Genomic DNA, 21,889 nt, shown 5'->3' on the forward strand with positions numbered 1-21,889 from the left:
ATAAATTTTTTGGTTTGCTACAGACACTGTGGCTTTTTTTGCTATACTGCGCGCAAATAATAAGCAAATGAAGAGCCTTATGTCTAAGAAAAAACTACATACTAATAGTCCTAAGCAGCAATTTAACAAGTTAACTCAACAATATCTGAGTTTAATGGATAACCTTACGCGTTGCACAAATGAACGCAGTATGAAGATACTTTTAAAACAACATATTAAAGTGGTGAAGAGAATTGGACAGGATCAACTAACTCAAGAAAATTTAATTCAAATACAGAACTTAGACTTTATTCTTCAAAAATTAAAAGAGTTTAAGGCAAAAGAGTTTGGTATTTCTATTGAGCAGGAAGCACTATCCCCTATTACAGAAGAAAAGCCTACTTTGGCATCATCGGTGCTAACTAAGACAGAAGATTTAAACGTAGAACCTGACGCTATAAAACAAAGTGAGCCAAATATGGCAGCAGCTAATTATAATGAAGGCTCTAACCATGCAGAAAATAACCCTGAAACATTACTTCAAACTAGTAGAATCAAGAACTTAACACTTAATATAGGCTTTAATCAGTCTCTGCCCATAGAGCAAAGACTGCAAAAACCAGAAAAGGCAAATTATGAAGAAATGCTTGCTTGGTTAAATAATCAGGGAGCAGTAGGTGAAGGATTAAGCCAAGTATTAACTCGCCTACATAAGGGAACACAACATCGTTGGAATCCCTATTGGCAAAATGCTAGTGACAAATTAAATAAAATCTTAGATGCTCTTAACAATTTAAGCCCATACGACTCTTTAGCTAATGAACTAGATGATAAAAACTCAGAACTTTATCAAGCAATTAATATGCCGCGTATTAAGAATCATTTTAGCTTATTTAGGCATGTTTGTGGTGTTAAGCCCAGTAAATCTTTACAAAAAATTGAAGCGTTAGATAACGATTTGCAAGGTTCACCCACGATTTAACTATTTCACCAAGCAAATACTGCAGTAATGCGGTATTTAAAAGGTTAGTAATTAATTAAGCTTTTTTACTTTCAACTAATCTATTGAATTTATAACAGCATATTTTATTATTTAATTATATTGATTTTTAGTTTGTTAGAGCCATAATTAGTAATAATTAAACCATTAGGAAGCACAGATGACTAAGTTTTTAATAGTGGTGTTAATCATCTTAGCCATATTGTTTTTTTGGGCTATTAGTATATATAACAGTCTAATTGCCTTAATTGAGGCGATTAATAATAATAAGCGCCAAATTGATATCCAATTAGATCGCCGTTTTAAAGTATTTCAATCGTTGATCGAAACCGTAAAAAAATACATGGATTACGAACAAACAACCCTAAAAGATGTTGTGGCATTACGTAATCAAGCGCAAGCTGCAAGAGCTGCTGGCGATGAAAAATCAAGAATTGCGGCTGAAAATGGAATTTCGCAAATTGCATCTGGCTTAAATGTAGTATTTGAACAATATCCAGATTTAAAAGCGAATCAAAATGTTATTCAATTGCAAGAAGAAATCGTTAATACTGAAAATAAACTTGCCTATGCAAAGCAAGCTTATAATGACAGTGTTGAACGTTATTATGCCAAGAAAAAATCATTTGTTGAGTCAATGATAGTCAATTTCTTTTCTGACAAGCTAGATAAGGAATTTGAATATTGGTCATTGCCTGAAGAGCAAATTAAGGCTAATGAAAATTATACTGTTAAATTTTAATTAAGTAGCAGCCATGTCACTTCGTGATTATGAAGCAAGCGTCGGTAACTGGCGGGCTCAATTACAGCGTAATGAACGTAAGACCCGCTTTGTTATTACTACATTTATTCTAATTTATTTAGTTGTTGGATTACTTGCTGATTGTGCAATTAATCTTTCAACTTATCCTAATGCGATGTTATCTCAAATTCTTATAGCTCTAGTGACTTTTCAAATTGTTCCTTGGGCTACTATTACTATGGTTATTGTTGCTGCGCTATCATTGTTAATTACCTATTCTATGTATGATCGTATTATGTTATTAGGTACAGAATATCGAGAAATAACGCCAGAAAATATCCAAAATTTACAGGAAAAACAACTTTATAATGTAGTAGAAGAAATGAAAGTAGCAGCTGGTCTTCAATACATGCCTAAGGTATATATTATTGAAGCAAATTATATGAATGCCTTTGCTAGCGGTTACAGTGAAAAGTCTGCCATGGTTGCTATTACTTGTGGTTTAATCGAAAAACTTGATCGAGCTGAATTACAAGCGGTTATGGCTCATGAGCTTAGTCATATACGTCATCATGATATTAAATTAACTTTAACAGTTACAGTGCTAAGCAATATTATGCTTATTGTCATTGATATGTTGTTTTATTCATTAATTTATCGTCCCAATAATGATAACCGTCGTCAAGGCAATAACGCAGGTAATGCTTTAGTCTTAGTTGTTATCTTGTTACGGTATGTATTACCTTTGATAACAGTCTTATTGACGCTCTTTTTAAGTCGTACACGGGAATACATGGCTGATTCAGGCTCCGTTGAGCTTATGCGTGATAATGAGCCAATGGCACGCGCTTTATTAAAAATAAGTGAAGATCATGTAAGCCACGCTGAAGAATATACAGAGGAGTATGGTAGAACGCCACATGAGCAGATAAGGCAAGCATCTTATTTGTTTGATCCATCTAGTATTGATCCTATTAAATCTTTAGCTAATGCGTTTTCTTCCCATCCCCAAATCGAACAGCGGCTGGCTGCGATAGGTTTTAGGCGCAGAAAGAGTGAATAAATGTTCATTGACCTCATTGCAAACTGCCATTGATGGTCAATTTCTGCGGGAAAGAACATTAAACCATTCTTGTACTTCATGACAGGGTATTTTTAGCCCTTTTTTCAAAAGACTTTGTCTCCCTCTTAATAGTTTGTCGCTGTTTATTAATTATATTTTTAAGTTTAGATAAAAAATTTTATTAGATTTTGGTTGCAACGTAATTACCTGATTATATATCATCTACTTTTAATTAATTGCAGCTAGCCTAATTTAGTTAATCAATTTAAATACAAGGATGCATTGTGAGCTTCAAAAGGTTTTTGATAATTATGGCTAATGCTTGTTTAGCCACAACTGTTTTTGCAGAAGATTTTGGTGATTTTACTGTTGACTGGACTAAGGTAATAACCTTAAGTGGTGGGCCTGCTTGGACAAGTCCAGGCCGTAGTCAAACTTATTATATTCCACCTGGCATTTCACCATTTATCCAGTATGTTCAATATCGAGCACGCGAAACGACTGAGACTATTACTACTGGAGAAATATTTTTTGCTCTACAAAGACCTGTAACACCTTGGTTGACAGGGCGCTTAGGTATTGCTTTTGCTGGCGCCACAGAAGTTGATTTATATGGGACTTTGGCAATAAATAATATACCGGAGGCGGCTTATAGCTATAAAATAAGCCATGGCCGTGCTGCGATAAGAGGTTTATTAGCTGCTTGCCCAACTTTTTGGGCGCAACCTTATATTAGTGGTAGTTTTGGCTATAGCTTTAATTCTTCTGACGCATTTAAAACAAATCCGCCTATTAATATTTATAACGTTAATGACGGTAGTCTTGCTCTTTTAAAATTTAATTCAACAACAAAAGGTTCTTTTGTCTACACAGTTGGGTTTGGCTTTAAAGTTAATGTTATGAAAAACTGGGAAGTTGGCCTTGGCTATGAATTAGCTGACTGGGGCCGAAGCCAGCTTGAAAAACCTACTTATTTGACATGGGCTTTTCCACCGCCAAAATTATCTAATGTTTATACACATCAATTGCAATTTAGCTTAAGTTATTTATACTGTTTATAAACTTAGTTAGATAAAATATTTTAATAATTTCCCAATGCTAGTGAGCTTATTAAGTGCTTTCATTACTAGCAAATTTTAGCGAAGCGAAACTTTAGATAAGTTATAATAGTTAACTTTTTCTAAAAAAACTAATTAAAATAAAAAAATATGAATAGCTAATCTGGTTTTCTTTGAGCTAAATTAATATTTAGATAAGGTGTCTCAAAGCAGTAAAGCCAAAAACACCTATCATATTAGCTATGAGTTATCATAAGAGAATCATAAAAGTAGATAATTAAAATTAGTGAGTTTTTACAAGAAGAAAATACACTTTTTATACCACTTTATCCCACTATTTATTATTTTTGAGCTTATTTAAAAATATTTGATAATCGAACAAATTTAAGCAGTTATATTATCAGATTTCCAATACCTAATATTATTTTAAGATTACATTTTAGTCTAAATTACTTAATATGCCCCAAATGGTTCATTTCTTAAGCATCACTTAATTTTTTTATGCGACAATTAGGAAAATTAAAACAACAGATGTTTAATTATGAAAAATATCTTAGGTCAATTTTTTAAATTAAAATCATTTAAAAGTGAGCAGCAAGCTGCTCTGAGTAAAATTAGGAAAGTCAAAGTAATTGCAATTAATATAAGTCATAAGGATCCAAAGTTTATATCTTATAAACTTGATAAAAAAGTCACTGATAAGATGGCATTGATCCTTGCAAAAATAAAAAGTGCTTATGAAATAGCATACAATTTAGATCCCGATAGCGAAATTTTAATTACTTGGCGTGAATATGGTCTGACAGATGCAAGTCGTTCTAAATCAATTAATAATGATGACAAAAAAGATTTCCTGGTAGAGATACAAAACCTGGTTAAAATTAACCCCACACTTTCAGTTTTAGTTGGGCCAACATTAATTCGAAAAGAACAAACATTAAAAGAAATCCCTAAGCTAAAAGCATATTATAATGAATTATCCTGGGTTGGTAGATTAGAGAGTCCTAATATTTCAAGCATGTGGGGTACAACTATTAATAAGCACTTCCAAGCTAATCAGAAAGTAATTGGAGATATGGTTGACGAGCAAAAATTTAGAGTAGTTAAAAACTCAGCATACTTTGTAAAAAAAGATTCTATTCAACCAATTGCAAAAAAAGCACCTTATAGAGAAATTGAACAACACACCGCGATTGATTTTAGTAAATGTTATGGTGATGACTTTTGTAAACCAGAGCCAGCTACAGTTTTTCGACCGGGAAAGGGTAGGTCTAAGAGTTCTTATTTTACCTTACCAAATGGCAAGCAAGCCCTTTTACAGATTTGCCGCGAACATATGTTAGGCGTAGTTGTACCATTTGATTGGCATAATAAAATAGTAGATGCTCATTTTGTCCTCTCTGCCTCGATTCCCCCACAACTAGATAAGATTCGGGGCAAACATGCGTTTTTTGTTGATAACGATTATTTTCCGCTGCACATTGTCAGCAATATAGCAGATTTGGCGGATGAAAGTATGGATTTATCGGTGTTAAGTTTATTTGATGATTCTAATACTTTAGTTAAAGTAAAAAGTTTTTGTCCAATCCAATTCTATTTAATTTCGTTTTTAGAAACTTTGCCTTACTTGGATTTCTCGTGTAAAAATTTTATTGAATTATTAAAGAACTATATAACACTTGAAACAATCTTTACCATGAGCAAATATGAAAATATTGTTAACTTAATTAATAAACACTATAAAGAATCATATAACTCGCCCGCAAAAAGAGTCATGTTATATGAAACGATGCTCAGAGTGGTTGAAGAATTACAAATTCGTTTTGGAAGTGAGTATCTTGATAAATTTTTGCCAAAAAATAATAAAGTGCCTTTAAATAAAAAAGAGTTAGTAATGACAACTCTTGAAGAAGCTCGTAAGTTACAGGATTTAGATTATCTAAGCATAACAGCTAAAATTGCCGGCATTGATTTAGACGAAAAAGATTTTAAAGGTTTATTTATATATGAACTTGGAGATTACCGTTTGTTAAGTAATGATATAGATCAGCCGTTAGATTTTGAGCAAACAGGAAATAGCGCTAATGTAGGTGATGTGGATATAGAGGAAACGAATGATGGTGCTCAATTAAGTGATATTGATAAGGATGATGTCTCTCAAGATTTATTAGGCTTAACTATTTAAACAGTTAAGAAGACAATAGTATAGTTTATATGAGCCCTTGTTAATTTAATAAGGGTTCACAATAATATCCAACGTATTTATAATTAAAGGTGAAGAATGCGCGGGATTTGCTGTAGACACTACCGCTGTAAATTCAAGATGTTTTTCAATTTCTGGTACGATAAAAGCTTGATGTACTCGCCAGCAACTAGCTTCACCACATTCTTCTGGTGCAACTATTTCAGCCGGTAAAATGGGCTCCGGTTGAAAAGTAATGGAAGGTCGTCCACGCAAATTATTTTCTAATGAGTTACCTATATACTGATTTAAAAAAATATCCATAGTACGCCACGCTCTATGCTTATAAAATCGACGTACATTTGTTGCTTCAGAAATTTTTTCATGATGGCCGGCTATAAGGGTATGCATTAAAGTTTGTTCTGTCCATTCGCTAATTTGGTCCGGCGTATAAGCGAGTAATCTTATCGGTATAATAACAGCAAGTAGGAGTATTAACTTTTTTAAGCACAGTTTGGCCATGATTAAGGTCCATCTTAATGTTAGTAGCAATTATAGCACCCAGGAAGCTTTATACTGCGTTGCAAGCTCGTTTGGCTTAATCATGTATTCCTAAATAATCTTTTGCCTCACTTCACTTGTCTTTTGCCTAAAACTTAATGAGTAACGCTATAGTACAAAGTAATTATTATTTATTGTTGGTCATAAATATGGATAAATCAATTAACACCTAATTTAATTTTAATTAATTAGGATATATTTATGATTTATCTTAAGCCTATATGTCTTATTTGCGATATTTGGCTGCGATATTAATCACTGTCAAATTTCTTTATAAATCTCACTATAAATACACTGATTTTATAGAAGATAATTATATTATGAGTTTAGTCTTATTAAGCACTAAATGTAGTTTATTGACCTTTTTCTGAATACCGCGACCAAGTCGCGGTACATAGGTGGGGAATAGATTACGGTATGTAGACTAAATTTGAAAGGCTAAATGTTGGTTTGAAATAATAACTACTGAGTAATTTATTAATCTCGTAAACCAACACCTTTCTTCAACAGAAATAAATTAAGAAAAGTTAATGCAATAATCATGGAACAAATAATACTCATTGAAAGATTAATATCTACTTCATCGTAGCCAATCATTGCATGCCGTAATGCATTAACCTTGTATAAAATGGGATTAAAATGTGAAAATTTTTCCCATATGGGAGATAGCATTTTTGTTGAGTAAAATACGCCACCAAGATAGGTCAATGGTGTTAAGACAAAGGTGGGAATAATCATAACATCATCAAAATTGCGAGCGATCATTGCATTAGTAAAGCCAGCTAGCGAAAAAAGCGCTGATACAAGTAGAATAACTAGTAGTGTTAGCGGTATGTTATTAATGCGCATAGTTACAAAAAAGCTTGCTACTAGAATGACTAATAAGGCGACCAGGAAGCCACGAATAATGCCACCTAATACATAACCAAGTAGAAGCAAACTATCGTGGATGGGGCTTACAAGAATTTCTTCAATACTTTTTTGAAAACGTAAACTAAATAAAGAGGTTGAAACATTACTATAGGCATTAGCAATAATGGACATCATCACTAAGCCTGGAGCAATAAAAGTAACATAATCTATGCCTTCAATAGGGCCAATGCGTTTGCCAATTAAACTGCCAAATATTAAAAAATAAAGTGCTGTAGTGATAACAGGTGGTAAAAATACTTGGCTTGATATGCGAAACATACGAACGACTTCACGTCTAACAATAGTATATAGGCCAATGAATTGTTGCTTAATGGTCATTATTAATTACATCCAGGAAAAGCTCTTCTAAACGATTAGTTTTATTTCTCAAACTATGAATTTTTATGCCTTGCCTACTTAGCTGCTCAAAAACATCATTTAAGCTTACACTATTATCTATGCGTAGTTCAAAGGTGTGAGTATCAATTAACTCTGGCTCAAAAGGAGGAAGATGGGGTAATACTTCAATTGGTGCCTGGGTTGTAAATATTAAGGTTTGATGATGTAAACTGGTTAACAATTTCTTCATAGATGTATTTTTAACAATTTCACCTTTATCAATAATTGCAATACTTTTACAAAGTTGCTCTGCCTCTTCTAAATAGTGAGTGGTTAAGATAATAGTTGTTCCTTTGTTATTTGTTTTAATAAAAAAGTCCCACATGCTACGTCTAATTTCTATATCTACCCCAGCTGTTGGCTCATCAAGGATTAAAACTTTGGGTTTATGAATAAGTGCTCGCGCTATCATAAGACGGCGTTTCATCCCTCCCGATAAGTGACGAGCAATTGTTTGCCTTTTCTCCCATAGACCTAGCTGCTCAAGTAATTCATTCACGCGTGGTTTTGCTTCCGTACGGGTAATGCCATAGAATCCTGCTTCATTAATTAGAATTTGTTCACATGTTTCAAAAATATTTAAGTTAAACTCTTGAGGAACTAAACCTAAACAAGATTTGGCCTGCGCTGGGTTTTTATCTAGATCATAGCCGCAAATATTAACCTTGCCGGATGTTTTAGTAAGAAGTGTCGTAATGACACCAATAGTTGTTGATTTACCTGCGCCATTAGCACCTAAGAGAGCGAAAAAATCACCTGATTTTACTACTAAATTAATTCCTTTTAATGCCTGAACACCGCTTTTATAAACTTTTCGCAATTCTTTAATTTCAAGATCATACATAAATTCTCATTATCAATAATTTTTATAATCGCAATTATAAACATGCCTTAAAAAATATCATAATTTAAGCGTATAATGATACTTCAAATGTATTGTATGAACCTTAGTTGCTTTGCTTCTAAAAATTAAATTCATTTAAAGAGTCACTTTCATCCTCCGATTCTTCTTCATTTGCTTTTCGAATAGCGGCAATTTTTGCTAATACGTTTGGATCAGCGAGTAACCCTAGATCACTGGAGTATTTTTTTTTTCTTGGTCCGGTGATATATGTTGCTGATTTTTTTTATTCTCTTCCCGCTTCTTAAGTGCATTTGCAAGTTCTGTTTGAAATGTTACCCCAGATGTAAACTTTGAAGATTTTTTAGGCTCTGATGTGTCTTTAGACGTAGTTAGTTTAGTATTATCTTCTTTAGTTTTAAATGGTTCAGGCGGCTCAGGGGGGGGAGGTATTAAGCTTTCAATAATTTTTGCTGCGCTACTATTAAATTCTAAAGTATCATTAGCAGTAGGTAGACTAGATGTATTAGCTACAGAATATGGTGCTTCTCTTTTCATTTCTTGTAGAGAAGATATATCGATAGTTAGAGAAGTAGGTTCAATAAGTGAATTTAAACTGGCGAGGTCACCTTTTATTTTTTCAATGATAGGTATTGCCGATGATAATTTTTCCCATTGTTTTTTTGAGGATTCTAATTTAGCAACCTGCTCTCTTAGGTGATTATTTTGATCTTTTAATACATTTTTCTCTTTTTGCAAATCTTGAATTTGATCTAAGAGCATTGTTTTTTCACTTTGATGGGCATTTTGTATATTGCCAAAAGCACGTTGTAATTCAGTTAATGCATTAATAGAATAACGAGCCTCAGGATTGACCTTAATTAACATGCCTTGCTCTGTAAGATAACTATTATAATTATTCGACTTATAGTACTTATCTATTAAAGAGCTAACTAAATTAGCAAAGATTGGATCTGTGGTTGAACAGCGAGTCGCTGTAATTGCTAGAACAGAGATCAAGCTCATATCATCGAATGAACCGCCATCTTTATCGCCATATGCAATAGCAGTTATAATACTTTCTATATTAGCTTTGATATTATCAAAGTGGCTATCCTTTCCATAAGAAAGTAGACCGCCTTTACCTTTTTGTTGGTAATCAATATTCAATTCGCTAAACAATTTAATGAAGGTTGGTGAAAGTGGCATTCCTAGCTCCTAAGAAACTCCCTTATTGCATTTAATACTAACCTTGAGCGTGCGTCAATTATACATTATGGAAATTACTAATATATTTTGCAGTTTAAATAGCTATATCACTAGTTCTTCTTTCGTTTTTAGCCAGCCAGTAATGCTCAGTCTATCCGCTGTGGTTGTAAGCACCTCATGAGGTAGATGGCTTAAAAAGCAGATCAAGCGATTCCAAGTTGGGGCAACTGAAGTAATCAATTTATTTTGCTCATCATAAAGAACTAATTGGCCACCGAAATTAGCTTGCCAATAAGGGTTTAGATAATAAATGAAGGAGACTTTCCTGCTTTTTTTATTTTGGAATTGATCAATGTGCTTGCGATAAAAAGTTCCCGCCTCGTAAAAAGCAAAATGAACTTCAAACTCACATAGCCCTAAATAAAGGGTTTCATTTAAGGTTGTTTTAATTTGAGTTATCATTTGCCAAAAGGGCTGAATATGAGGTGAACTTGCGTCTAGCCAATGGATTTTATCTGTTCGAATTGCATCATTATGACTGGTATTAGTTAGATTACCTATTTTAGCTGCTTGAAATTCCCTTTGCCTTATGATTTGTAACGCTTCATTTCTTAATAAATGAGCTTCCTCATTATCTAAAAAGTGGTCCCATATATAAAATCTCTGATCGCAAAGTTCATTTACCAAGAGGTTAACATCAATCATTATAGTTGTGGACTAATAAAAGTTCACATTTTAAACAATCATAATTACTTTACAAGTATTAATTAATTAATAAAAAGATTTATCGTCGACCAGGAATACAAGGCGCTTCTACAAACTCACCATTAATTTTTAAGACCATGTTTATACTACGACGATGGTAGCGGGAAAGGATATCAAAATTAGCTGGTGTAACATACCCATAGCTATTGCCACAATAAACTAGCGAAGTTGCACCTCGAGTTGGTTTAGGATAAATGCGAATATCACACTCCCAACGGAAACGTGTTAAGTCGCAATTAGCGAAGACTAAGTGTACAGGAAGAAAAATGAGTAGAAAAAAAATTTTTATTTTATGCATAGTATCCTCTTTGCTAATACAAAGTGTCGGCTTAATCTAGAAAATCTTTAACTCATTTGTCCCTTGCCCTAATGAATTAAAAAATATAATGCTAGGGGAGAAGTTAAATTATTTTTTAAGTATAAATTTTTGAGATAATTCTGTTCTTATTAAGTAATACTTGCTTTAATTAAAGAAATAACAGACAGGATGTTTGGGTTAATCCCCTGTGCTTCAAGCAAAGATTAAAGGAGGAATAGCTTGTCTACAGAACGCTTCTTAAGTGCACTTCATCAAGGTGATTACGTAGCTGCCCTGGATTGGCCTAGTTTTTTGCGTACCAAATACAGCCCCAATAAGACTTTAGATGCTGATGGCTTGTTAAGCGTAGCTATTTATGAACTTATTAACTCACCCTTTTCGCCTAGTGATTTAAAATATATAGAAATTTTATATGCCTTTTTAAACTCTTTTATCTTACCTGCAGAAAAAGAATATGCAGGTACCGTTATAATAAGCGCAGCAATACAATACTATGTCTATGCAGAAAAAGGTTTACTCAAATTTTTTAAAGGTAGCTTAGATGATCTAAGGGAATTTTTGAAAAATGAGCAATTAGCAGATAAGAAGTTAAGGGATAAGCCATTATCAGATGTGGAAATAATTGAAGTCTGGATGGGCTGCAAAAATCCTCTTTTTGATACTAAAGCAAATAATATTTATTTAGCCGAGAAAACATTATTTTTCGAGCAAAAGTTATTAGAACACGCTAATTTAATGAAGGAGGTCGAGCAGGGGATTTTACTTATCGATTATTATCAAGGAATTTGTTTAAAATATATTCAGCTATTATCTAACCTACCTGAAGAAGAAAAAACGATAAAAGTTGGTATGCGTATAGGCATCGCCCAATCAATGTATGATTATCTTTGTCAGCAGTTAATTTTTAAGCCAAATATAAAAAAAGAAATAGGATTGTATTTAGCTAAGATTCGGGATGAACAGGAAACAAGTTTAATACTTAAGCGGGAAGAAGTTTATCTTAAAAAAATAGAAGATAAAAATGCTTTCAAGCGCTTATATGATAATTCTAAATACTTCTTGGGTTTTTTTACGAAAAATGTCATTACAACGATATTTGATTTTAATATGGATAAAAAGAATAAACAGCAGCCTAACACCAACTCAACGCCTTAACTATTAATCTACGGAATTAATTAAATTAAAATTAGGGCATTCATGTTTTAATAAGCCTAATTTATAAGTAATTGCTTTAAGATCGCCCATATATCCACCATGGGTCGTTTTTCCTACAACACGATGACAAGGAATAAACAAGGTTAAAGGATTAGTTTTACACGCCTGCCCTATCGCGCGCGGGCTTGTTTGCAGCATTTTAGCTAATTCACCATAAGTGATTGTCCGACCTACAGGAATAACTAGAAGTGTATTCCATACACGTTGTTGATAGGTTGTTCCTTGCGGTTTTAAAGGTAACTGAAAGCGGTGCTGGCAATTATGAAAATAAGAACTAAGCTCAGATACAATTAATGAAGACAGTTTATTAACAGCTGAGCTTATAGTAGGTTGATTAGTAAAAATAGCTTGATAGATATAATGCTCATCAAACTCCAATTGAAGCCAGCCTACAGGGGTTTCAAACGAAGTAATAATGAGCATATAAATTAACTATCTTTTTTAGTAGCTAATTTTTCTTTAATACGAGCTGCACGACCAGCTAAGTCACGTAAATAATACAATTTAGCACGACGTACGTCACCGCGGCGTTTAACTATAATGCTATCAACGACAGGGCTATAAGTTTGGAAAACTCGCTCAACACCAACATTATGAGAAATTTTTCTGACAGTAAAAGCAGAATTTAAACCACGATTACGCTTAGCTATGACAACGCCTTCAAATGCTTGTAAACGCTCACGTGAACCTTCTTTCACTCTTACCTGAACTAAAACAGTATCACCGGGACTAAAGTCCGGAATATTTTTACCTTGCATTTGCTCAGCATTCAGTTGGTCAATAATATTAGTCATGAAGTAACTCCTCAAAATGGCGCTTCTAATAGGAATCGCCGTGTTCGCTTTTAAACTCGACAAGTAGCTGCTTGTCTAGATTACTCAATTCAATCGAATCTAATAATTCTGGCCGTTTTAGCCAAGTTTTTCCTAGCGCTTGTTTTCTGCGCCAACGTTCAATTTCATAATGATTTCCACTAAGTAAGACTGCAGGAACATTCATTCCATCTACCGTAGCAGGTCTTGTATAATGAGGATAATCAAGTAACCCATTCATAAATGAATCTTGTTCAGCTGATCCCGGATGGCCAAGGCTTCCTGGAAGTAGACGCAAGATAGCATCAATAAAAACCATGGCAGCTAACTCGCCACCGCTTAAAACAAAATCACCAATTGACCATTCTTCATCAACATGACGCTGAATGATCCGTTCATCTATTCCTTCATACCGCCCTGCAATAAATAGGAGCGGCGTTTTGTATTGAGCAACATCGTTTAACTCAGATTGACAGATTTTTTTACCTTGCGGACTTAAATAAATGGTTTTACATGCCGCTGGCATTTTTGCCTTTGCATGCAAGATTGCAGCATTTAAAGGCTCATACATCATCACCATGCCAGGACCACCACCATAAGGTTTATCATCTACTTGACGATAAGGTCTAAAAGACCAATCACGAGGATTGAAGCACTCAATCTTCGCTAACCCTTGCGTTATTGTTCTTCCTGGTATTCCATAGTCTAGTCCTGCAAATATTTCGGGCATTAAAGTAATGATGCCTAGATGCAATGTGTCAACCATGTTACCTACGCTTTATGCTCAATATTAGTTAACCACTTAATGTTCAACCTTATAAAGCATTATCAAATAAGGCATATTTTATCATGATTTAGACAGCAATTTTATCTAAACCATGTTAATTACGCTAATTAGTGGATTTTAAATCCTAAAAATCAATATCCCAATCAGCTACAATACACTGCTCTTTGAGATTAACATCTACTATAAACCGGCCAAGTAGGTAAGGAATTAAATATTGCTTATTTTCATTTCCTTGTACTACCAAAACATCATTAGAGCCTGTAGGTAATATACCGACAACTGTGCCAAAACGGCTACCTTGCTGGTTAATAACTTCTAGCCCTACAAGTTCATGCCAGTAGAATTCCCCTGACTCAAGTTTTGGCAGTTGCTCTTTATGAACTCTAATGTCACAGTTTGTTAAGTTCATTGCTAATTCACGTTCACTAAATCCCTCTACTTTAACTAAAAGGTTTTTAGTGGTAACTTCAGTATCTAATAGCTTTATAGGCTGCCATACTTTATTAATATAAGTATGCCATCCTTGATAATTAAGGATATTAGTATGGGGCTCAGTATAAGAATTAATTGAAATATAACCCTTAATTCCATGAACCCTACCAAAGCGTCCTACAATAACCCATTCATCAGCCACTTTATTCAGTAGTGCCAGTCTTTTTATATTCTTTAATTAAAGCGCGAACTCGATCAGATAACTGCGCACCTTGGCTCTGCCATTGGGTCACTTTTTCCATATCTAGATGTAAGCGAACTTCTTGACCACGTGCTACGGGGTTAAAGTAACCTACGCGCTCAATGTAGTTTCCATCCCTACGTTTACGGCTATCTGTAACAACCATGTGATAAAAAGGGCGCTTTTTTGCACCTGCTCTTGATAAACGTATAACGACCATTATATTCCTCTTTAAGAGTGTTACGGTAAAAATGCCGTGTATTGTACGAAAATTAACTCAGTAAGGGAAGTCTTCCGGATAATTATTTAAATTCATCCGGTAGCATCCCTTTTAAACCCGGAAATCCCTTTATTCCGCGCATCATCTGTTTAAGCCCCCCGGGCTTTGTAAACTTTTTCATCATTTTTTGCATTTGTTCATACTGCTTTAAAAGCCGATTAACATCTTGAATTTGGGTACCTGAACCTAATGCGATTCTTTTTTTCCTTGAGCCTACAATAATTTTTGGTATGCGACGCTCCTTAGGTGTCATAGAATTAATAATCGCAATGGTTTGCTTCATTGCCTTATCATTAACTTGATTAATTGCTTGTTGCGGGAGTTGGCCAATACCAGGTAATTTACTCATCATCCCAGTTATACCGCCCATATTATTCATTTGTAGGAGCTGCTCTCTAAAATCTTCTAAGTCAAATCCTTTTCCTTTTTTGATTTTCTTAGCTAATTTTTCGCTCGCTTTTTTATCAGCTTTACGTTCAACTTCCTCAATTAAAGTTAAAATATCACCCATGCCAAGAATACGAGAGGCAATACGATCAGGATGAAAGGGTTCCAACGCATCTATTTTCTCACCACTACCTAAGAATTTAATAGGCTGTCCAGTGATTGATTTGACAGATAAGGCAGCACCGCCACGCGCATCACCGTCTGTTTTTGTTAGAATAACACCTGTTAAAGATAGGGCCTCATGAAATGCTTTGGCTGTCGTTGCTGCATCTTGACCTGTCATGCTATCAACTACAAATAAGGTTTCAATCGGTGTAACGGCTTGATGTATAGATTTAATTTCATCCATCATGTCAGCGTCAATATGTAGCCGGCCTGCCGTATCTACAATAAGCACGTCCATATATTGCTTTTTAGCATTATCTAAGGCTTGTTTAGCGATATTTACAGGATTTTCATGGGTAGCTGCAGGATGAAAAGGTACATTAAGTTGATTTGCTAGCAATTCTAATTGCTCAATAGCTGCTGGACGATAAACGTCTAAACTTACTAGCATCACTTTTTTATCAGCTTGTTCTTTTAAATATTTGGCTAACTTAGCGGCACTAGTCGTTTTACCAGAACCTTGTAAGCCGGCCATAAGAAACACAGCTGGTGGTTGGGTTTTAAAATTAAGATCAACGCGCTCATCGCCTAAAAAATGAACTAATTCATCATTAACTATCTTAACTAACGCTTGTTCCGGCTTTAAGTTAAGATCAACTTCTTGACCAAGTACTTTGCCTCTTACTTGTTCAATAAATTGTTTTACGACAGGTAAAGCAACGTCAGCCTCAAGTAATGATAAACGTATTTCACGTAACGCTTGTTGAGTATTTTCATCAGTAAAACGACTTTGGCCACTAAGTGATTTAAAAGTACGCGTCAGTCGCTCGGTTAAATTTTCAAACATGATGTTATCCAGGCGAAAAAGAATAATTGTAGCACGCTAGGATGTGTCTGCAATGATTGCGTGCAACAATACCTACATACTCACTTTAAATTTCTTTAAAGAATGTGGTATATAAAATAATTGATAGTAAAAAAATTAGATAATAATCTAGCTTAGACAAAGGTCTCCAGCTAATATGCCATTATAAAATTTAATTTAAAGGAAGTTAGTGGATCTCTCCTTAATTATATTATTTTTGATTTTAATTATCTTAATTGGTGTTTCTGCTTTTTTTTCAGGCTCTGAAATAGGGATGATGTCTTTAAATCGTTATCGCCTGCGTCACCTAGCTAAAAATAAGAACAAACAGGCAATTCGCGTAAGTAAGTTGTTATCACGTCCTGAAAAATTACTTGGTGTTATTCTAATTGGTAGTACTTTAGCGAATATTGTTGCCTCCATGGTAGCAACTCTAATTGGCCAACAGTTATATGGCAATGCAGGTGTTGCCATCGCTACTATTTTACTAACCCTAGTTATTTTAGTCATTTCAGAGATGCTGCCTAAAACGCTTGCTGCTTTGTATCCCCAGCAGATTGCTTTTGCTGCATCTTTTTTATTAGCAAACTTGCAAAAATTGATGTCGCCTTTAATCCATGTTGTCAGTTGGATTACAAATAGTTTGTTAAAGTTATTTGGCTTCTCTATGGATCAAGCTCAACGTGAAGCTTTAACGGCAGATGAATTACGTTCTGTTGTTAATGAGGCCGAAGGCTTATTGCCGCTAGGGCATAAAAGTATGTTGATTGGCTTGCTTGATTTAGAAAAAGCAACGGTAGAAGATATTATGATTCCTAAAGCAGATATTGTGGGTATTGATTTAAATAAATCGTGGCATGAAATACTTGATCAACTTGAAACAGCGCAACATACTCGCTTACCCCTTTATAAAGAAAGTATTGATCAGCTCATTGGTATCGTTCATGTACGAAGTATTCTTAATTTAAGTTTAGAAGAGCGCTTAGATAAAGAAACATTGGTGAAAATAGCTGATGTACCTTATTTTATTCCTGAAGAAACGCCATTAAGTACACAGATACTCAATTTTCAAAAAGTAAAAAAGCGCAGCTCTTTTGTTGTTGATGAATATGGCGACTTACAAGGATTAGTTACCTTAGAAGATATACTTGAAGAAGTAGTGGGCGAGTTTACAACCGATATTGCCACCTTGGGTAAAGATATTATTGAGCAAGATGATGGAACAGTTATCGTTGATGCAAGTATTACACTTAGGCAATTAAAGCGCTTGTTAGGTTGGCAATTACCTGCGCTTGGCCCACGCACATTAAGTGGACTTATTATAGAGTATTTAGGATATATTCCACCGGCTGATTGCTGTTTGCAAATAGAAGCCTATCAAATAGAAATTTTAAAAGTTAGTGATAATATGATTAAAACGGTCCGAATGAAAAAAATTAATGCGAAGAAAAATAAAAATTATATTTAATCATTTGGAATGTACATCCGTTAATTTATTTTCTTACGAAATAGTTTTGTTATATTTAACAAGCAGTAATTTCTAAAAGCGTTATCAAAGCAAGTTGATTGTAGTTGGCCGTTAAGATTAATGAGGATTTGGGTAAAGACTAAGTCTCTACTCTTTAAACGATGTATAATAGCTTTGTTATCCGTATCATACTTAGGAACTTTAAATGAGTAGTGCGCTTTTATTTTTTTATTGTTAATTTTGATTTATTATGTTTACTCTCGTTTAAATAAAGATAATTTTAATGAAAATTTAATTTGATAATGCCAAAAAAGTTACGATATTTAATGAAAATGAATCGTAATTTTTTAATTAGAAAGTTAAGCTATTGAAATTGATGAGCCAATAACTGCGAACTAAAGTTTATTGATTGCAAATTTAATACAACTTGGTAACGTGGTCTTAATAAATAACAAAGGAATGTTATGAAAAAAATTGCGCTATTTACTACTACTTTATTTATTACTGGAGCTGTCTCTGCCTCAACTGCAGTTAATAGCTGGTATATTAGCGCCTTTGGTGGCTATACCTACTTACCTTCTAATATAAAAACACTCTATTATGGACACTTGTTCTCTGATGTGCATTATCTTAATGGCTATAACGTTGGTGGTAGCATTGGATATCAATGCAATCCTCTTCGTTATGAATTTCAATATACTTACCTAAGTGCAGATAATGATCGCTATAGAGTAGATCATAAAAAAGAATTGAATATTGATGGCGGTACTAAAGCAAATGTCTTGATGACAAATCTTTATTATGATTTTCCTGAAATGTTGACTTCAATTACTCCCTTTCTTGGAGCAGGTATAGGTTATGCCTTTATGCATGCTACCTTAAACAGCACAAGCCGTTATGCGCTACCTCATTTCAACATAAATGTAAACTCTTTTGCTTATCAGGGCATGGGAGGGTTGAGTTATAGTTTTACAGAAAATTTTGCAATCAATGCAGCATATCGTTATTTGGCCACAACTAATACTGGTAGGTGGGGCAAAACGCTTCAAGCACAAATGGGTAATGTTGCAGCAGTGTATCGTTTTTGATACATGCAGTTATATAGTTATTAATTTCTACTGAAATTTTAATTGTAGTTGAAGTAATCATAGAAAAAACTATGCTTAATAAAATTCGGGTATTGATATTTTTTACTCTGGGATTATTAACTTTGTTATTTTTATTTGTGTTATGATTTATGTGCTTATAGCTCTACTATTCTAATGAAATACATGATGAGATTCTTAAAACGTGTTCGATTAGCTCAAGAGTTCTTCTCAAGTCCACCAGACCCAAAAAATATTTTTTATGCAGGAAAGATAGCCGTTAATCGCAAGGCTGATTCTTTTTCTATAAAGTCTTTATCTACTTTAAAAGAACTATTAGTAGAAGAGAAAGATGATGTTTTTCGCTTTTTAGTAGATATAACAGGTAAGTTATGGTTCGCTTATGAAACTCGCCCCTATAATAGCGCACCGAAACATTTTCAAATGACAGGGGATCCTTTAGAGACTGCATGTTGCTTAACCGCCGGAAATATAAAATTTAAAAATAAAAAAGGAGCTGTCTTAAAAAACATCAGTCATCGCAGCGGCGACTTTTATCCTTCATTTTTGTCACTACGTTGGCTACTAGCAATACTTATTATTAATGAAGAATCACTTCCTTTTAAGCTGTCTAAGATTATTGTTATAAAAGAGCTAAAGAATGAGAAAATTTATAAACATATATGGCGTATAAAAAGAGTTAGAAAATGGGTAGATAGTTTTCGTCACAATGAAACACTTATAAATCAATTACGTCAGCCAAAACTAAGTAGTAAAATAGTGCGTTATGAAGCAATAAATTACTGCACGGAAGCCTTACAGAGCGCTATGCCATAATTGTTTCTTCATTACCCTGATTTATTATAGATGCTTTAACTAGAAGCACTCGTTGATGCTTAAAAAATGAATTTAATTTACTCTCCATTTTAGTATCTTTAGAACAACTAAACTATAATAATCTTTTTAAATTCTAAAAAATTTTGTAACCTCCAATGTCAATGTAAATTAGTACCTACCCATTATTTTTTATATGCGACAACAATAGGAAATATTTTTGCCTTATCGTTTTTAAACTTACTTTTTTTAAAGCCAGCAGTTTTTAACTAAAACTTCGTTATAGAACAGTAGAGAATTTACAATGCAACCATAAGCGTTGACAATTGAGCTTTGAATTGACTTAGAGATATCTAACACCATGGAGTAAAATACATAGTATTACAATTAGATTGATTTAATGAAGCAAGAAAGGCCAATCTTAACGATGATATTTTAGTTGCTTACATTTATTGTTATTATATTTTGTTGTATTTATTTTAACAGCATGCTTGCTTATTATATAATCTGTGCCTTATCAAAACTTTAATATACTAAGGTATTATTAAGGAGTATTTTTGCTTTCTTATTTTTTCTTCAAAAATATAAATGTTTTAGATTGCGCAAAATCAAAAGATCCCAAAATAATTATTAGTGTGCTTAATAAATTAAAGGAAAATCGTAAATTAGCTGAGTTATCTTATAAAGTGGATAATGAGGGTAATAATTTTTTACATTTAGCAATATTAAATTATAAGGCTATTGGTTTTGAGCACTTCAAAACAATAATTGATATTTTAGGTGAGGATATATTAGTCGATTTGCTACACGTTTCTAATAATGATATTTATGCACCTATGGAGATAGCAGATAAGATTTCTGACGAGAGTAAGCGTGCACCACTTCTACGTTTATTATTGCCCTTTGCCATAAAAAGCTCTAATAAATATCTAAGCAATAAAGAAGAATTGGAAAAGATAAGCTCCAATAAATTAAACACAAAATTAGATGAAAATTTGAAAAAGGCTGATGATGCTATCAATTATAGTAATAGTATTATTCATAGCTCATCTACTCATCCATATAGTAATTCACTTGATGATGGTGACAATAAGAATATTGAAAAGAAAGTTTATCAATCTAGAAAAAAGCTTTTTCTTAACGGTTTACAATTGATTAGTAAGCATCTTCCGATTATTGAAGCATCTCAAGTTGGAAATTGTGAAGAATTTGCCATCCTTACAGCAAAATTTTTAACCTCTACAATGCCTAATTATTCTTTTACGACTCTCCATTATAATTCACATGTTTTCCAAGTTTATGGCTTGAGTGAAAATTATAATATTAATAAGCCACAGACTTGGGGACCTAATGCTGCATTAACCTATAATGGAGAATTTATTGATAAACCGAACCAAGATTTTTCTTGGGTAAATTTTAATAAAGATGGGGCATTTTATAGTTTTTATGGGCAAAAACAGCAGCTGCTAGATAAACCTATTGATACTTGGGACGAGGAAACTACATTAATTGAAATGGGGGTCCCCCCATATTCAATTGAAAAAGTTGGTTTTGAAAATGGAGATCATGTTTTTACAATAATCGACAGGAATAGAAACAGTGACATCAATCAACCTAGTACCTATGGTTCTCAGGCGGTGATTGTGGATGGCTGGGCTAAGAAGCGCTATCCAGCAACCAAAGCAAATGAAAACTTAAAAGACTACTACAAAATTGTTTTAGATGGAAGGACCTATAAATTTATTAAATCATATAATGAGAAATATCACAAAATATCAATCAATGCCATGTATCTTGAGAAAGATTTTCAAATGATATGGGGCGATCCTGATAAACCTCGAAGTGATATTAGAAAACCAATTTCTCTTAATCAGGAAATGAAAAAAAGTATTGATGATAGTTCTTTTGATAAAAAAGAAAACCTAGATAATAAAACTGAAAGTGAGAAATATAAATCAAAAGCTATTAAACCTAAATATATTGTAGCAGCTGGGAGCGATTTAATTCAAACATCAACTAGTCTCCTAGAGACTCTAGATTCAATAATTGAATTATCAAAAGCCCCCGATTCTAGCGAGCCTATAACTTCAAACCAAGTAGAGATAAATAGTAGTATCGCTCAAGTTACTAATCCATTTAAATTTTGGCAACAACCTTCTGAACAAGCAGCAGAAGAGTTATCAATTTTCTCTCATAAATTTTAAATATCATATGTTTTAAGGTAGGAATAGCAAGATTGAATTAAGATAAATCAGGAGGTTATCGCTATATTATTTCATTTAAATGAA

Annotated in this window: 22 protein-coding genes; 10 read left to right on the forward strand and 12 right to left on the reverse strand. The window is 33.5% G+C overall.

All coding sequences use genetic code 11. The features are described 5' to 3' along the window. Nucleotides 1-79 precede the first annotated feature (79 nt). From DYH30_RS01985 to DYH30_RS02005, 5 genes are all read left to right on the forward strand, one after another. Complete coding sequence (locus tag DYH30_RS01985) at nt 80-961, forward strand: hypothetical protein (RefSeq protein ID WP_115330033.1); 882 nt, start codon at nt 80-82, stop codon at nt 959-961. Between the two features lie 178 nt (nt 962-1,139). Beyond that, nucleotides 1,140-1,721, forward strand: coding sequence for a LemA family protein (locus DYH30_RS01990; protein WP_115330035.1), 582 nt, complete (start codon nt 1,140-1,142; stop codon nt 1,719-1,721). Nucleotides 1,722-1,734: 13 nt separating this feature from the next. Continuing rightward, nucleotides 1,735-2,784: a zinc metalloprotease HtpX gene (gene htpX / locus DYH30_RS01995; protein WP_115330037.1), complete on the forward strand. Its 1,050-nt coding sequence runs from the start codon at nt 1,735-1,737 to the stop codon at nt 2,782-2,784. A gap of 311 nt (nt 2,785-3,095) precedes the next feature. After that, nucleotides 3,096-3,845 carry an outer membrane beta-barrel protein gene (locus DYH30_RS02000; RefSeq protein ID WP_115330040.1) on the forward strand — a complete coding sequence of 250 codons (750 nt, stop codon included), beginning with the start codon at nt 3,096-3,098 and terminating at the stop codon, nt 3,843-3,845. Nucleotides 3,846-4,383: 538 nt separating this feature from the next. Next, nucleotides 4,384-6,027, forward strand: a complete 1,644-nt coding sequence (locus DYH30_RS02005; protein WP_115330041.1) for a hypothetical protein — start codon at nt 4,384-4,386, stop codon at nt 6,025-6,027. Between the two features lie 45 nt (nt 6,028-6,072). On the opposite strand, the gene DYH30_RS02010 is transcribed toward DYH30_RS02005, so the two are convergent. The 6 genes from DYH30_RS02010 to DYH30_RS02035 form a co-directional block, all read right to left on the reverse strand. Next, on the reverse strand, nt 6,073-6,546 hold the full coding sequence (locus DYH30_RS02010; RefSeq protein ID WP_115330042.1) for a hypothetical protein: 474 nt from the start codon (nt 6,544-6,546) through the stop codon (nt 6,073-6,075). Nucleotides 6,547-7,062: 516 nt separating this feature from the next. Further along, a complete protein-coding gene (locus DYH30_RS02015) occupies nt 7,063-7,836 on the reverse strand; it encodes an ABC transporter permease (RefSeq protein ID WP_115330043.1) in 774 nt (257 codons plus the stop codon). Next, on the reverse strand, nt 7,826-8,740 hold the full coding sequence (locus DYH30_RS02020) for an ABC transporter ATP-binding protein (RefSeq protein WP_115330044.1): 915 nt from the start codon (nt 8,738-8,740) through the stop codon (nt 7,826-7,828). The genes DYH30_RS02015 and DYH30_RS02020 overlap by 11 nt, the downstream gene beginning before the upstream one ends. A 225-nt stretch (nt 8,741-8,965) precedes the next feature. Further along, nucleotides 8,966-9,946 (reverse strand): hypothetical protein, encoded by a 981-nt coding sequence (locus DYH30_RS02025; protein ID WP_115330046.1) that lies wholly within the window; start codon nt 9,944-9,946, stop codon nt 8,966-8,968. A gap of 102 nt (nt 9,947-10,048) precedes the next feature. Further along, entirely contained in the window at nt 10,049-10,651 is a 603-nt protein-coding gene (locus DYH30_RS02030) for a 2OG-Fe(II) oxygenase (protein WP_115330048.1), read from the reverse strand. Between the two features lie 79 nt (nt 10,652-10,730). Beyond that, nucleotides 10,731-11,009, reverse strand: coding sequence for a hypothetical protein (locus DYH30_RS02035; protein ID WP_115330050.1), 279 nt, complete (start codon nt 11,007-11,009; stop codon nt 10,731-10,733). Nucleotides 11,010-11,249: 240 nt separating this feature from the next. On the opposite strand from DYH30_RS02035, the gene DYH30_RS02040 reads away from it, so the two are divergent. After that, nucleotides 11,250-12,185, forward strand: a complete 936-nt coding sequence (locus DYH30_RS02040) for a hypothetical protein (protein WP_115330052.1) — start codon at nt 11,250-11,252, stop codon at nt 12,183-12,185. Between the two features lie 3 nt (nt 12,186-12,188). Here DYH30_RS02040 and DYH30_RS02045 read toward each other — a convergent pair whose 3' ends face one another. The 6 genes from DYH30_RS02045 to ffh form a co-directional block, all read right to left on the reverse strand. Then, nucleotides 12,189-12,668, reverse strand: a complete 480-nt coding sequence (locus DYH30_RS02045; protein ID WP_115330054.1) for a methylated-DNA--[protein]-cysteine S-methyltransferase — start codon at nt 12,666-12,668, stop codon at nt 12,189-12,191. 5 nt (nt 12,669-12,673) lie between these two features. Next, nucleotides 12,674-13,039 (reverse strand): 50S ribosomal protein L19, encoded by a 366-nt coding sequence (gene rplS, locus DYH30_RS02050; protein ID WP_115330056.1) that lies wholly within the window; start codon nt 13,037-13,039, stop codon nt 12,674-12,676. 25 nt (nt 13,040-13,064) lie between these two features. After that, on the reverse strand, nt 13,065-13,823 hold the full coding sequence (trmD, locus tag DYH30_RS02055; protein WP_115330059.1) for a tRNA (guanosine(37)-N1)-methyltransferase TrmD: 759 nt from the start codon (nt 13,821-13,823) through the stop codon (nt 13,065-13,067). 145 nt (nt 13,824-13,968) lie between these two features. Beyond that, complete coding sequence (rimM, locus tag DYH30_RS02060) at nt 13,969-14,487, reverse strand: ribosome maturation factor RimM (RefSeq protein ID WP_115330060.1); 519 nt, start codon at nt 14,485-14,487, stop codon at nt 13,969-13,971. Further along, entirely contained in the window at nt 14,480-14,737 is a 258-nt protein-coding gene (gene rpsP, locus DYH30_RS02065) for a 30S ribosomal protein S16 (RefSeq protein WP_115330063.1), read from the reverse strand. The genes rimM and rpsP overlap by 8 nt, the downstream gene beginning before the upstream one ends. An 82-nt stretch (nt 14,738-14,819) precedes the next feature. Continuing rightward, the gene (ffh, locus tag DYH30_RS02070; protein ID WP_115330064.1) at nt 14,820-16,196 is read right to left on the reverse strand and encodes a signal recognition particle protein; all 1,377 of its coding nucleotides are present in this window, start codon (nt 16,194-16,196) and stop codon (nt 14,820-14,822) included. Nucleotides 16,197-16,404: 208 nt separating this feature from the next. Between ffh and DYH30_RS02075 the strand changes: the two genes are divergently transcribed. From DYH30_RS02075 to DYH30_RS02090, 4 genes are all read left to right on the forward strand, one after another. Further along, entirely contained in the window at nt 16,405-17,682 is a 1,278-nt protein-coding gene (locus DYH30_RS02075) for an HlyC/CorC family transporter (protein ID WP_115330065.1), read from the forward strand. A 464-nt stretch (nt 17,683-18,146) separates the two neighbouring features. Next, a complete protein-coding gene (locus DYH30_RS02080) occupies nt 18,147-18,770 on the forward strand; it encodes an outer membrane protein (RefSeq protein ID WP_115330066.1) in 624 nt (207 codons plus the stop codon). 183 nt (nt 18,771-18,953) lie between these two features. Further along, nucleotides 18,954-19,604, forward strand: coding sequence for a hypothetical protein (locus tag DYH30_RS02085; protein WP_115330067.1), 651 nt, complete (start codon nt 18,954-18,956; stop codon nt 19,602-19,604). A gap of 554 nt (nt 19,605-20,158) precedes the next feature. Next, on the forward strand, nt 20,159-21,805 hold the full coding sequence (locus DYH30_RS02090) for a hypothetical protein (protein ID WP_115330068.1): 1,647 nt from the start codon (nt 20,159-20,161) through the stop codon (nt 21,803-21,805). Nucleotides 21,806-21,889 lie beyond the last annotated feature (84 nt).

This window comes from Legionella busanensis (assembly GCF_900461525.1).
Taxonomy (GTDB): Bacteria; Pseudomonadota; Gammaproteobacteria; order Legionellales; family Legionellaceae; genus Legionella_C; species Legionella_C busanensis.

Coding starts and splice junctions, on each gene's coding strand:
- DYH30_RS01985 (WP_115330033.1), top strand. CDS start 80: ATGTCTAAGAAAAAACTACATACTAATAGTCCTAAGCAGCAATTTAAC.
- DYH30_RS01990 (WP_115330035.1), top strand. CDS start 1,140: ATGACTAAGTTTTTAATAGTGGTGTTAATCATCTTAGCCATATTGTTT.
- htpX (WP_115330037.1), top strand. CDS start 1,735: ATGTCACTTCGTGATTATGAAGCAAGCGTCGGTAACTGGCGGGCTCAA.
- DYH30_RS02000 (WP_115330040.1), top strand. CDS start 3,096: ATGGCTAATGCTTGTTTAGCCACAACTGTTTTTGCAGAAGATTTTGGT.
- DYH30_RS02005 (WP_115330041.1), top strand. CDS start 4,384: ATGAAAAATATCTTAGGTCAATTTTTTAAATTAAAATCATTTAAAAGT.
- DYH30_RS02010 (WP_115330042.1), bottom strand. CDS start 6,546: ATGGCCAAACTGTGCTTAAAAAAGTTAATACTCCTACTTGCTGTTATT.
- DYH30_RS02015 (WP_115330043.1), bottom strand. CDS start 7,836: ATGACCATTAAGCAACAATTCATTGGCCTATATACTATTGTTAGACGT.
- DYH30_RS02020 (WP_115330044.1), bottom strand. CDS start 8,740: ATGTATGATCTTGAAATTAAAGAATTGCGAAAAGTTTATAAAAGCGGT.
- DYH30_RS02025 (WP_115330046.1), bottom strand. CDS start 9,946: ATGCCACTTTCACCAACCTTCATTAAATTGTTTAGCGAATTGAATATT.
- DYH30_RS02030 (WP_115330048.1), bottom strand. CDS start 10,651: ATGATTGATGTTAACCTCTTGGTAAATGAACTTTGCGATCAGAGATTT.
- DYH30_RS02035 (WP_115330050.1), bottom strand. CDS start 11,009: ATGCATAAAATAAAAATTTTTTTTCTACTCATTTTTCTTCCTGTACAC.
- DYH30_RS02045 (WP_115330054.1), bottom strand. CDS start 12,668: ATGCTCATTATTACTTCGTTTGAAACCCCTGTAGGCTGGCTTCAATTG.
- rplS (WP_115330056.1), bottom strand. CDS start 13,039: ATGACTAATATTATTGACCAACTGAATGCTGAGCAAATGCAAGGTAAA.
- trmD (WP_115330059.1), bottom strand. CDS start 13,823: ATGGTTGACACATTGCATCTAGGCATCATTACTTTAATGCCCGAAATA.
- rpsP (WP_115330063.1), bottom strand. CDS start 14,737: ATGGTCGTTATACGTTTATCAAGAGCAGGTGCAAAAAAGCGCCCTTTT.
- ffh (WP_115330064.1), bottom strand. CDS start 16,196: ATGTTTGAAAATTTAACCGAGCGACTGACGCGTACTTTTAAATCACTT.
- DYH30_RS02080 (WP_115330066.1), top strand. CDS start 18,147: ATGAAAAAAATTGCGCTATTTACTACTACTTTATTTATTACTGGAGCT.
- DYH30_RS02085 (WP_115330067.1), top strand. CDS start 18,954: ATGATGAGATTCTTAAAACGTGTTCGATTAGCTCAAGAGTTCTTCTCA.